Source organism: Paucibacter sp. PLA-PC-4 (assembly GCF_026241155.1).
Lineage (GTDB): Bacteria > Pseudomonadota > Gammaproteobacteria > Burkholderiales > Burkholderiaceae_C > Roseateles_E.
This window is the reverse complement of the sequence record NZ_JAPFGP010000030.1, coordinates 1-12334: the sequence shown is the minus strand read 5'-3', so window position 1 is coordinate 12334 and position 12334 is coordinate 1. Positions and strand designations below refer to the sequence as shown.

The window sequence follows — 12334 nt, the reverse complement described above, 5'->3', positions numbered from 1 at the left end:
GCGTTGCTTACTTCTTGGCGGGGCTGGCGGCAGGCGCTGGCGCAGGGGTGATGCCCAATTGCTTGGCCACGCTTTGCTCCAGCGTCTTGAGTCGGGTCTCAACCGTGCTGCGGGTCTCGGCGACCAATTTCTCGGTCAGCGCCTTTTGCATCTCTGCGCCCATCTGGTTGTACTTCTTGTTGATGGGTGATTCGAACCATGCCACCAATTGCTTGAGCTCGTCTTCGGTGAAGCGCTCTTCCAACATTGCGCCGACAGTTGACGGCGCCAGCTTGATGGCGCGGTCGCGCATCAAGCCGCCGGTCTCGTCGACAAATTTCTTGATGTCGGTATCGATGGCCTTGATGGTGGCTTCGCGCTTTTCCGGCGGCACTTGCTGCAGGGCCTGGCTCGCGCCCTGCATCAGTTGTGTGACGGGGCGTTGCAGAAGGCTGCGTCCTAGGGTCTCGAAGCCGGGCTGTTGCAGTTGCAAGAGCTTGGCCACCAGTTCCTTCTTGGCGGGGCTGCTGCTGGCGGCGGCCGTTGCGGGCTGCGCTGCCGGCGAAGCCTGGGCCAGTACGTTTTGGGCGGAAGCGGCCAGCAGTGCGGCGGCGGCGAGAGTTTTCAGGGACTGAGAGTTCAAAACATCATTCCTTGTTGGCATCGTCGGCAGCGCTGCTGTCGTCGGCTGGGGTTTCAGCATCGCTGCTGTCGTTCGCATCGTTTTCGACGATGCGCTGCAGGCCCGACAGCTTGGCGCCATCGTCCAGCGCGATCAGGGTCACGCCTTGGGTGGCTCGGCCCAGCTCGCGGATCTCGCTAACGCGGGTGCGCACCAGCACGCCCTTGTCGGTGATCAGCATGATCTCGTCATCGGCATGCACCAGGGTGGCGGCCACGACGCGCCCGTTGCGCTCGCTCTGCTGGATAGCGATCATGCCCTTGGTGCCACGGCCATGGCGGGTGTATTCGGTAATTGCGGTGCGCTTGCCGTAGCCATTTTCGGTGGCGGTCAACACGCTCTGGTTTTCATCTTCCGCCACCAACATCGCGATCAGGCGCTGATCGGGCTCCAACATCATGCCGCGCACGCCGCGTGCCTGACGGCCCATCGGACGCACATCGTCCTCGTCGAAGCGCACCGCCTTGCCGCCATCGCTGAAGAGCATCACATCATGCTTGCCGTCGGTCAGCGCGGCACCGATCAGATGGTCCCCTTCATCCAGGTCGACCGCGATGATGCCGGCCTTACGCGGGTTGCTGAAGTCCTTCAGCGAGGTCTTCTTGACCGTGCCCAGGGCGGTGGCCATGAAGATGAAGTGATCCTCGGGGAAGACGCGGAACTCGCCGGTCAGCGGCAGCACGACGGTGATCTTCTCGTCTTGTTGCAGCGGGAACATATTGACGATGGGTTTGCCGCGCGAGTTGCGCGAGCCCTGTGGCACTTCCCAGACCTTCAGCCAGTAGACGCGACCGCGATTGGAGAAGCACAGGATCCAGTCGTGCGTATTGGCGATGAAGAGTTGGTCGACCCAGTCGTCTTCCTTGGTCTGTGTCGCCTGCTTGCCGCGGCCTCCACGCTTTTGGGCGCGGTACTCGCTGAGTGCCTGGCTCTTGATGTAGCCGGTGTGAGAGAGTGTCACGACCATGTCGGTGGGCGTGATCAGGTCCTCGGTGCCCAACTCCTGGGCGTTGTGCTCGATCACGCTGCGGCGCGCACCCAGCTTGGTCTGGCCGAACTCTTGGCGAACCTGCACCAGCTCCTCGCCGATGATGACGGTGACGCGCTCGGGCTTGGCCAGGATGTCAAGCAAGTCGGCGATCACGGCCATCACATCCTTGTACTCGCCGACGATCTTGTCCTGCTCCAGGCCGGTCAGGCGCTGCAGACGCATCTGCAGGATTTCACCGGCTTGGTCGTCGGACAGCCGGTACAGGCCATCCGTTTGCATGCCGTACATCGCCGGCAGGCCCTCGGGGCGGAAGGCTCCGCGGCCGCCGGGCGTGTCGCCCTCGGCGCGCACCAGCATCTCGCGCACCAGCGAGCTGTCCCAGCTCTTGGCCATCAGCGCGGCCTTGGCGACCGGCGGGGTCGGCGAATTCTTGATGGTCTCGATGAACTCGTCGATATTGGCTAGTGCAACGGCCAGGCCTTCCAGCACATGGCCACGTTCGCGTGCCTTGCGCAGTTCGAACATCGTGCGTCGCGTCACGACCTCACGACGATGCTCCAGGAAGACCGTGATCAGGTCCTTCAAGTTGCACAGCTTGGGCTGACCGTCGATCAGCGCAATCATGTTCATGCCGAAGCTGTCCTGCAGCTGGGTCTGCTTGTACAGATTGTTCAGCACGACCTCAGGCACTTCGCCGCGCTTGAGCTCGATCACCACGCGCATGCCGGACTTGTCGCTCTCGTCCTGGATGTGGCTGATGCCCTCGATCTTTTTCTCGTGGACCAGCTCGGCAATGCGCTCCAGCAAGGTCTTCTTGTTGACCTGGTAGGGGATCTCATCGACGATGATGGACTGGCGCGAACCCTTGTCGATGTCCTCGAAATGGACCTTGGCGCGCATCACGACCTTGCCGCGGCCGGTACGGTAGCCTTCGCGCACGCCGGACATGCCGTAGATGATGCCGGCCGTCGGGAAGTCGGGCGCTGGGATGATCTCCATCAACTCGTCGATCGAGCAGTCCGGGTTCTTCAGCGAATGCAAGCAAGCGTCAACGACCTCGTTGAGGTTGTGAGGCGGGATGTTGGTCGCCATGCCAACTGCGATGCCGGAAGCGCCGTTGATCAGCAGATTCGGCAAGCGGGCGGGCAGGACCAGCGGCTCCTTGAGACTGCCGTCGTAGTTTGGTCCGAAATCGACAGTTTCCTTGTCGATGTCCGCCAACAATTCGTGAGCGATTTTGTCGAGACGAATTTCGGTGTATCGCATTGCTGCTGCGTTATCACCGTCGATGGAGCCGAAATTGCCTTGCCCATCGATCAGCATGTGGCGCAGGCTGAAGGGTTGGGCCATCCGCACGATGGTGTCGTAAATGGCGGAGTCGCCATGCGGGTGATATTTACCCATGGTTTCACCAACGGCCTGGGCACTCTTGCGGTACTTGGCGTTGTACGTGTTACCCATTTCATTCATGGCGTAAAGCACGCGCCGGTGCACCGGCTTGAGGCCGTCGCGGGCGTCGGGGAGGGCGCGTCCGACGATCACGCTCATCGCGTAGTCGAGGTACGAACGCCGCATCTCCTCTTCCAGGCTGATGGGCAGGGTTTCCTTGGCGAACTGGGTCATGCGCGGGCGCGGCTCACACCCCGTGGTGCGGCCAACGTCAATAGAGACAGGATCGCGAATTCTAATTGCGCGGCGCTGTAGTGGCTGCGCAACATTGGCGTGATGTGGTGCGGCGGGCGCCGCCACAATGCAAACCGTCTGGGTGCCCTATGGCACAATCGACGAGTCCCTAGGAGAAACCCGAATGCTGGGAATCTTCCTGAGGTTTAGTTCCAGCTTTGGAAAATTTCGCAGGGCAACTGCGGCCTTCCTTGAGAGGAGAATCATGAAGAAATTGAATCGCGTGGCGTCGCTCTTCGCAGTCGCTGTTGTTGCTTCGTCTGGCGCTTTTGCACAGACCGTCGACAACTGGCGTGCAACAGACGGTACCGTCTGGAAGAACGGCACCAACGAATATTGCTGGCGCAACAGCAATTGGACCCCGGCAACTGCCGCCAAGGATTGCGATGGCGCCCTGAAGCCCGCACCGAAGGTTGAGCCGCCCAAGCCGGTCGCTCCGCCGCCGGCTCCTGTCGTGAAGCCGCCCGCACCGGTCGTGCCGCCCGCTCCCGTGAGCGAGAAGGTGACCTTTGCTGCTGACGCCTTCTTCGACTTCGACAAGTCGGTGCTGAAGTCCGAAGCCAAGGCTAAGCTGGATGACCTGGTCTCCAAGACCGGTGGCATCAATCTGGAAGTCATCATTGCCGTGGGTCATACCGACTCGGTCGGCTCCGATGCCTACAACCAGAAGCTGTCGGTGTCGCGTTCCGAAGCTGTGAAGGCCTATCTGGTCTCTAAGGGCGTCGAAAAGAACCGCGTCTACACCGAAGGCAAGGGCGAGAAGCAGCCGGTTGCTGACAACAAGACTGCCGAAGGCCGCGCCAAGAATCGTCGCGTCGAAATCGAAGTCGTCGGTACCCGCAACAAGAAGTGATCTCGGCGGCTTCGGCCGCTTGAGGACCAACCCCGCAGGAGTTCGGCTCGGCGGGGTTTTTTTATTGCCCTATCATTGCCGCCCATGATCAATGCCGACCCTCAAGAGCTCGCCAAGTTCGGCGAGCTGGCCCATCGCTGGTGGGATCCCGACAGCGAATTCAAGCCCCTGCACCAGATCAACCCGTTGCGTCTGGCTTGGATCAACAGCCTGTGTCCGCTGGCTGGACTCGATGCGCTGGATGTCGGTTGTGGTGGCGGGATCTTGACCGACTCGATGGCGCGCAAAGGTGCGCGCGTGCTGGGCATCGATCTGTCCACCAAACCACTGAAAGTCGCTCAGCTGCATGCGATGGAAGCGGGTACCGAGAACGTCGAGTACCGCGAGGTTGCGGTCGAAGCGCTGGCAGCCGAGCGACCTGCTTCGTTCGACGTCGTGACTTGCATGGAAATGCTCGAGCACGTGCCTGATCCCGCCTCGGTGGTGCGTGCGTGCGCTGAGCTAGCCAAGCCAGGGGGCTGGTTGTTCTTTTCGACCCTGAACCGAAATTTCAAATCCTTCATGCTGGCCATCGTCGGCGCCGAATATGTGCTGAAGATGTTGCCGGCTGGCACGCATGAATACGCGCGTTTCCTGAAGCCGTCGGAGCTGGCGCAGTTCGGCCGTGATGCCGGTCTCGAGCTGCACAGCAGTAAGGGCCTGAGCTATAACCCTTTGACCCAGCGCTACAGCCTTGGCACCGATACCGATGTCAATTACTTGATAGCCTGTCGCAGGCCCGCGGTATGAGTGCAGTCCTGGCCCCGGCCGCTTCGCTTGCCCATGTCCGTGCCGTGTTGTTCGACCTTGATGGCACGCTGATTGACAGCGCTCCTGATTTGGCTGGCTCGGCCAACGAGATGCGTATCGAACGCGGCCTTGATCCCTTGCCCTATGAGGCGCTGCGTCCAATGGTTGGCTCGGGTGCGCGCGGTATGCTGGGTCGGGCGCTCGACATCGGTCCTGCTCATCCGGACTATGAGGTGCTGCGCGCTGATTTTCTGGATCGTTACGAGCGTCGTATGTTGCGTCTGACCGCTGTGTTTGACGCGATGCAGCCCGTGCTGCATGCACTGAGCGTGGCGGCCATGCCCTGGGCCATCGTAACCAACAAGGCCGAGCGCTTCGCGCTGCCGATGACACGGGCACTGGGCCTGTTCGAGCAGTCCGGCGTGGTCATCGGCGGCGACACCACACCGCATGCCAAGCCGCATCCCGGCCCATTGCTGGAAGCGGCGCGTCGCCTGGGCATCGCTCCGGACCTGTGTGTATACGTCGGCGACGATGAACGTGATGTGCAAGCCGGGCGCGCCGCCGGCATGGCCACGGTCGCTGCCGGATGGGGCTATCTGGGTCAGGGCGCCGGCGTCGAGACCTGGGGCGCAGATATTGTCATCAATGAGCCGGCCCAGCTCTTGAAAGAACTGGTTCTGCCTTAAACTACTGGGCTTGGGGCCGACCCGGTTTCGACGTGGGTGCGGATCCGAAGTAGGGCATGTCGAGCACCAGTCCGCTCGTAAAACCACTGGAAACAAAGTAACTGCAAACGACTCTACGTTCGCACTCGCTGCTTAATTGCAGTTGAGCTTCTCAACGGCAGGCCGATGGGCCGGGCTCAAGTCGCAAGACGGAAAGCTGAGAAGTCATTCACATCGGCTGGTTTCTTGTCGGGTCACTCGATAGGGAACAAGATTTAGTGACTGGCGGGAAAGGTAGCGTGCCGCTGCGCGACCTGAACGCGAGATTCAAATCAGACGGCTACACATGTAGAACTGCTCGGTGATGGCTTGCGGACGGGGGTTCAATTCCCCCCGGCTCCACCATTTACTGTTTTCAGGACGTCCCAGACGGTCCCGAGAAACCCGAAAGGCCTAAGTGAATCAAGCACTTAGGCCTTTTTCTTTGCTCGCGGCATCCCGTGACGTCCCCAGACTTCCCGATTGGCAATGCAGTAACTTTCGCAGTAACCTGAAAAAAGCACGCGATGTGCGTCAGGAGTTACTGCATGGCTCGCAACCTCATTTCGTCCGATCTGACGATCCGGACCGTCAAGCCGGGGGACCCCCGCAAGCGTCTGGGCGACGGTGACGGCCTGTACCTGCTTCTCTTTGTTCGCGGCGGCTCGCACGGCTGGCGCCTGGACTACAGCTTCCAGGGGCGTCGCAAAACGCTGAGCCTGGGCACCTATCCGGATACCGGCTTGTCGCTGGCCCGGCAGAAGGCTGACGAAGCCCGGCGCCTGGTCGCGCAGGGCATGGACCCCAGTGAGGCGCGGACGGAGGCCAAAGCCGAAGCCTCGCGGCAGCGCGAGGCGGAGTCGCGCGGCGAAGCCGGTTTGCCGGCAATCGGATCGTTCGAGGCCGTCGCCCGAGAATGGCTCGATACGGTACATCAGGCAAAGGTAACTGAGGGGCATGCCAAGCGCACCCAGATCCGGCTTGAGCAGGACGCCTTTCCTTGGATCGGCAGGCGACCGATAGGGGAGATCGAGCCGCCTGAACTCCTTCAGTGCCTCAGGCGGGTCGAAGCGCGTGGTGCGGTCGAGACGGCACATCGCATCAAACACGCCTGCGGCCAGGTCTTCCGGTATGGCATCGCCATTGGGGCGTGCCGACGCAACCCGGCTGCTGACCTGAAGGACGCGCTGAAACCCGTTCAGGTCAGCCACCACGCGGCGATTACGGAGCCGAAGCAGGTCGGCAAACTGATGCGCGATATCGACGCTTATGCCGGTCAGCCTGTCACGCGCGCGGCGCTGCGGTTGTCGCCACTCCTGCTGCTGCGTCCTGGGGAGCTGCGGCACATGGAGTGGGCGTGGATCGATTTTGAAGGTACGACATTGACCGTGCCCGCCGTTACAATGAAGCGCAGTAAGGCGGACAAGGCGGCCGGGCCGCCTCACTTCGTTCCTTTGGCATCGCAGGCGCTGCGCATACTGCGGGAACTGCATCAGATCACGGGCGCAGGCCGCTTTGTGTTTCCGGCGTTGACGACGCGGCAGCGATGCATGAGTGACAACACGGTGCGCAGCGCCCTCCGCCGGCTGGGCTACAGCAATGATGAGATGACGGCGCATGGCTTCAGGGCCACGGCGCGGACGATGATCGCCGAGCGACTCAATGTGGCTGCTGAGATCATCGAGGCTCAACTCGCGCACGCCGTGCCCGACTCTCTTGGGCGGGCCTACAACCGCACTCAATTCCTTGATCAACGTAGGAAGATGATGCAGTCATGGGCAAACTATCTGGACAAGATCCGCAACGGTGCGGAGGTGTTGCCGCTGCAAAGGAAGAACACGGCATGAGCATGGATGGCTCGACTCGGTCCGGGGTCTTGCGTCCCGCCGATCGCTCCGAGTCGAAGCATCGGTCTAGGTTGCATGGGGTGGTGAGTTCGAATCCCACCGTTCCGACCAAAAATAGTAAGAAAAATCAAAGGGTTAGCAGCGAAAGCAGCTAACCCGTTTTTCATTTCAGATCGCCAAAATTCCTGAGGGGCCCACCCAGGGGCCACCCGACGTGTTTTTCTCGGTTCGGGGAATTTCTTGGTGATGACGGCGAGCGCAGCTTGGTTGACGCTGATTCGTTCGGCTCTGCGGGGCCGCGCCCGGCGCTGATTTTTAGCAAAATTCAGCATGCGCCGAGCGCCGAACCCGACGCAAACTTGTGTCATGGGAAGCACCACCTTCGTCCGTCAGCCGCGAGCCCATGCGTCACGCAGCGGCAGCAACAGTCGCGAGCGGCTGACCATCGACTTCCGTCGGCATGGCCCGGCACTGACTGCCGTCGCGCGCTCGCGCCGCATGAGCGCGGCTGCGCTGGCTAGATCCGTGCTTGGAGAGTGGCTGGACGCGCAGGCTGTTGACGCCTCATCGGTCGGTGCGATGGGCACGGTGTCGGCCGCGTCGGTTCAGCTTCATGAAGACGCCCCTTTCGCCAAGGTGACCTTGCGCATGCCGGCCGCGCGGGCCGCCATGCTGGCCCGCGCTGCGCGTGCTGCAGAGCTGTCGCAGGGCATGTATGTCTCGCAGCTCCTGGATGCGCAGGCATCGGAGGATTCTCTGGATTCCAGCCCCAGGGCGCTTGTGTCGTCGCTGGTGCGATCCAATGCGAAGTTGGCGGCATTGAACAGCGGTCTGAAGGCCCTGGGGCGTGCTCTGGAACAGTCCTCGTCCCCTGAGGCTGCACGCCTCGATGCCCTGGTGGCAGGGCTGACCGCCGCGGTGGGTCAGCATCTGGCTTCGGTTGCGCCCCAGATTGCGGCAGTGCCGGCGTCATGGCGTCGGCCGGTTCGCAAGCCAGATGGAGAGTGAACGACATGGCGCCCCTGACCTCATCCTCGGTGATCGACGGTGTGCTGGTGCAATGGGGCGAGCGGTTGTTCTATCCCGGCAACCGCATCGTCAATGTGGCACCGCAGCCGCGCTTGAATGTCTTGTTGCACCGCCAGGCTGCGGTGATCCGTCGGCGCATCGAGGCCACTGTGACCCGGCGGGCGCCGCAGGTCATGGTCAAGGTCACCGGTGGTGGGCGCGGCATGGGCGCCATTGCGGCCCACTTTCGCTACATCAGCAAGAACGGTCAACTGGCCTTCGAGGACGAGCGGGGTGTGGTTCGCCAGGACAAGGAAGCGCTGCATGACCTGGCCGAGCAATGGCGCTGGGGCGGCTCGCTGATTGAGGAGACCAGCCCTCGCCGGGAAGCCTTCAACCTGATGCTGTCGATGCCACGCGGCACCAATGCGCAGATCGTCCTGATGGCCGCCCGGGAGTTCGCGCAGATCGAGCTGAAGGACCACTTCTATGTGATGGTGCTGCACGAGCACCAGGAGAACCCGCACGTGCATCTGAGCGTGCGTGCTGAGTCCATGAGCGGCAGGCGTTTGAATCCGCGCAAGGCGGATCTGCAGCGCTGGCGCGAGACTTTCGCGGAGCGGCTGCGCGGCTATGGGATCGAGGCAGAGGCCACGCGCCAGGCCACCCGTGGGGAGGGGCGCCGCTACGAGCACTTGTGGCAGCGCAAGGCACGGGAGGAGGGCCGTCTGCGCACTGCCCCGGAGCCGATGAAATCTGGCGAGGCCTACCAGAGCAGCCGCATGGGTGCGCTGCGGGCCTGGGCTCACATCGTGGCCGCGCTCAAGACATCGGATCAGCCTGGCGACCGCGAGCTGGCGCAGCGCATCAGCAGTTTCGTCGTGGAATCCGCATTCGCGAAAGAGTACGGCCAGCAGCGGCGGCGCGAGGTACCGGAGCGGTCAGGACCGTCTCATGCTGAGCCCATCCATTCCCTGGGCCGGCAAGGCCGTGATATTGAACGGTGAGCGTCATGCCGCGCCCCGGGCTTCATGCAACCGACATCGATATCGGAGCAAAGATCGCTGATTGTGATGCGCGGTCCCGGCAAGCTACGCACGCTGGCGCTCAGGCTTTTGCGTGGCTACTCAGTTTGGCCGAGGAGCGCGACTCTGGTCAGATCGTCCGTGTTGCACGCTTCCTGGCTGAGATCTACAACGGGCAGGTCTTTGCGCTCGATCCCTTCGAACTTCGCGCGGTCGACATCGCCATCAGTGACGACATGCTGTCTTGTCTGGATGCGCTGAGATGGGGCCGGGCCGATCTGCACACCTTGATCCCGGACGGAGGCGCCCGCGTGCGAGGGGTGATGGAGCGCTTGGGTCTGTGCTGACCACAGGGCAACGGGTGGCGAAAAGAAGACTGAGTGTTCGCCAACGTCGGACAATCGAGGCAAAGAGGGAGATGAACGATGGGCGGGATGACGTTCGACCAAGGGGTCCTTGCAGACTCGCTTTCGGAGACTGCTGGTTACAAGGCTGGACTGGCTCTGTCTGTGGAAGAGCTTTGTGACGCCCTCTCCGGCACGAGCTACCCGGACACGATCAGGGCTTCGGAGGAGTATGTGGTCCGCCTGCGCTCCGAGGAATACGAAGCGCTGTTCTACAAGCTCCTGCACCGCATCGGGTACACCGCGGAGGAGTACGACGGCGACGTCACGGGTGCCAAGTACTTTCACAAATATCGCGATACCGCATTGGAGCAATGGACAGGCGTCACGAAGCTCTATGTCCGGATGTGGCCGAAGATGATGAAGGCAGCGCATGAGGCCAAGACCAAGCAGATGGACCCGAGGCCATTCATCATGGCTGCGTACAAGAAGTATGGTCAGCTTGGCGTAACCATGGCGATGGAGCGCATAGAAGCCCTGAACAAGGCCGTGACGCTCAGCCCGCACTCCCTGATCCGATACCGTAAATGGCATTCGCCCATTGCGTTGGCGGCACTATTCAAAGGTTCCAAGGAGGCGCCTGAACTGGGACGCTTCATCGACCAGCGCTACATCGACTTCCTCAGCCAGAATGAAGACAAGCTAGCCCTGATGCACTGGCGAAAGTTCGAACAGCTCACCGCAGAATTCTTCGATCGAGAAGGCTACAGCGTTGAACTAGGACCTGGCTCAAACGACGAAGGTGTCGACGTACGTGTCTGGAAGCCGGGCGACGAGGTGACCGAGAATCCGCACTGCCTCATTCAATGCAAACGGCAGAAGGACAAGGTCGAGAAGGTCGTGGTTAAGGGGCTAATGGCGGACGTCCAGTTCGAAGGCGCTGACCTCGGTCTCGTTGTCACGACGTCTGAACTGAGCCCTGGTTCAAGAAGCACGATCGCCGCCCGCAGCTATCCTATCAAGGAGATCGACAAGAACGGCCTGTCGCGTTGGCTGCAGAAGCTACGTACGCCCGGCACAGGCATCGTGCGTGTGTAGCCAGTTGCGGCGCGCTAGTTTGGTAGGTGGAAGGTCGTCCGGAGATTCGCTGCGAGCCGCTCTCCTGCGCTCAACGACATGCTAGGCGAGCTGAGAGGTAGGTGACGCTGGCTCAAAGAGGGGGTGAGATGAATAGTGAGAAAGATGCCGATCTGAAGCTCTCTCCTGACGAGCATAGTCTGCTCGCCCAGGTGCTCGATCAAATGGAGGAGCTCGGAGGCCCCGTGCCGGCGCTCAAGTTTCGAGTAGCCAGGCGGGAGCAACTCCAAATGCTCAATGACCTTGAAGCCGAGCGATGGCTTAAGCGCGACAACGACCGCTATACGATTCTGTCAATCCTCTTGCCGCTGGTTGATTCAGAATCTGCTCGCCGCCAACTGGCCAACATTGAGCTTGTCTACGCGGTGCTGCGCGAGAAATATTTTGAATCCCAGCAGAATCCGGTCAAGGTGGTGGACATCGCTGCCGCCACAGGTTTGCCGAATGAGCAGGCATTGGGGATCTTGAAGCTGATGGCGGATTGCACCCTCTGGAACGCCGGCTGGTCCCTCGACGTCAGCATTGGGGACGCTTATGTGAACCCTGCGGAGAAGTTAATCGAGTTCGAGTCCTATGCCAGTATGGTGAAAGAGGTCAGAAGCTGGTGGATCTGGCCGGTGGAAGAGCGCAACGCCTTTGTCAAGGCCGCTGACCAGCCGCTTGCCGCAGAGGGGGTCAACTCAAGCGGAGCCACCACGCAAACCCTCTCTCAACAGGTTCTCCCACGACTAAGGACTTCCATGGCAACTGGTGGCGCGAGAACTGAACAGCAGATCAACAATGCCATCGGTCTCCTGATGGCGCAAGTCGATGCGTTGACCGCGAAGAGTGTTGACTGGGAAATGCGAACCGACGACGTCAGGCTCAAAGTCCTGATTTCAAGCTTTCATAACGCGGTGCGCGAAGCATTCGGCATAGATTCGCCGGAGTTCCGTGAATACGGCCACATCGAAATGCTGGCTGGACCACTTCGCGTTGGCATGTCGGTAGATGATCTCTACCATGCGCGTGCTAAAGGGCGGGACTACATCGTCGCGGTTTGTGGCGAGTTGATCCAGCGACTGCAGCGAAAGCTACGCACCCCACCTGTTTCGGGAGAGGGTTCGACAAGCACTTGGCATCCAAAGATCGCGAAAGCCGTCGCGGATCTGCTCGCCAACGGCCCCCCCGCGTCAAAATACTTGTCGCCCCGATAGAACGATGAACCTGGGGGCGCAGTGAGAACGAGTTGGCAAGGTACGGACAAGCATTCAAGGACAGAGCGGTAGCACGCATGCTGCCGCCGGAGA

General features: G+C 61.3%; 11 protein-coding genes and 1 other RNA gene. 10 read left to right on the top strand and 2 right to left on the bottom strand.

Annotated features, from left to right (window positions below; genetic code table 11):
- Window positions 1-7: 7 nt before the first annotated feature.
- On the bottom strand, window positions 8-622 hold the full coding sequence (locus OOZ63_RS27320; RefSeq protein WP_266008847.1) for a DUF2059 domain-containing protein: 615 nt from the start codon (window positions 620-622) through the stop codon (window positions 8-10).
- Window positions 623-626: 4 nt separating this feature from the next.
- A complete protein-coding gene (gene gyrA, locus OOZ63_RS27315) occupies window positions 627-3275 on the bottom strand; it encodes a DNA gyrase subunit A (RefSeq protein WP_266008845.1) in 2649 nt (882 codons plus the stop codon).
- Between the two features lie 265 nt (window positions 3276-3540).
- On the opposite strand from gyrA, the gene ompA reads away from it, so the two are divergent.
- From ompA to OOZ63_RS27265, 10 genes are all read left to right on the top strand, one after another.
- Window positions 3541-4188 (top strand): outer membrane protein OmpA, encoded by a 648-nt coding sequence (gene ompA / locus OOZ63_RS27310; protein ID WP_266008843.1) that lies wholly within the window; start codon window positions 3541-3543, stop codon window positions 4186-4188.
- An 84-nt stretch (window positions 4189-4272) separates the two neighbouring features.
- Window positions 4273-4977 carry a bifunctional 2-polyprenyl-6-hydroxyphenol methylase/3-demethylubiquinol 3-O-methyltransferase UbiG gene (gene ubiG, locus OOZ63_RS27305; RefSeq protein WP_416234790.1) on the top strand — a complete coding sequence of 235 codons (705 nt, stop codon included), beginning with the start codon at window positions 4273-4275 and terminating at the stop codon, window positions 4975-4977.
- The gene (gph, locus tag OOZ63_RS27300; RefSeq protein WP_266008840.1) at window positions 4974-5666 is read left to right on the top strand and encodes a phosphoglycolate phosphatase; all 693 of its coding nucleotides are present in this window, start codon (window positions 4974-4976) and stop codon (window positions 5664-5666) included. The genes ubiG and gph overlap by 4 nt, the downstream gene beginning before the upstream one ends.
- Before the next feature lie 12 nt (window positions 5667-5678).
- Window positions 5679-6050, top strand: a transfer-messenger RNA (tmRNA) gene (ssrA, locus tag OOZ63_RS27295).
- A 182-nt stretch (window positions 6051-6232) separates the two neighbouring features.
- Complete coding sequence (locus OOZ63_RS27290; protein ID WP_266008839.1) at window positions 6233-7531, top strand: tyrosine-type recombinase/integrase; 1299 nt, start codon at window positions 6233-6235, stop codon at window positions 7529-7531.
- A 366-nt stretch (window positions 7532-7897) separates the two neighbouring features.
- Window positions 7898-8539 carry a hypothetical protein gene (locus OOZ63_RS27285; RefSeq protein WP_266008838.1) on the top strand — a complete coding sequence of 214 codons (642 nt, stop codon included), beginning with the start codon at window positions 7898-7900 and terminating at the stop codon, window positions 8537-8539.
- Between the two features lie 5 nt (window positions 8540-8544).
- Entirely contained in the window at window positions 8545-9546 is a 1002-nt protein-coding gene (locus OOZ63_RS27280; RefSeq protein ID WP_266008836.1) for a relaxase/mobilization nuclease domain-containing protein, read from the top strand.
- 5 nt (window positions 9547-9551) lie between these two features.
- Window positions 9552-9911: a hypothetical protein gene (locus tag OOZ63_RS27275; RefSeq protein WP_266008876.1), complete on the top strand. Its 360-nt coding sequence runs from the start codon at window positions 9552-9554 to the stop codon at window positions 9909-9911.
- 87 nt (window positions 9912-9998) lie between these two features.
- Window positions 9999-11006, top strand: coding sequence for a restriction endonuclease (locus OOZ63_RS27270; protein WP_266008835.1), 1008 nt, complete (start codon window positions 9999-10001; stop codon window positions 11004-11006).
- 128 nt (window positions 11007-11134) lie between these two features.
- Window positions 11135-12241, top strand: a complete 1107-nt coding sequence (locus OOZ63_RS27265; RefSeq protein ID WP_266008834.1) for a hypothetical protein — start codon at window positions 11135-11137, stop codon at window positions 12239-12241.
- The last annotated feature ends 93 nt before the right edge of the window (window positions 12242-12334 follow it).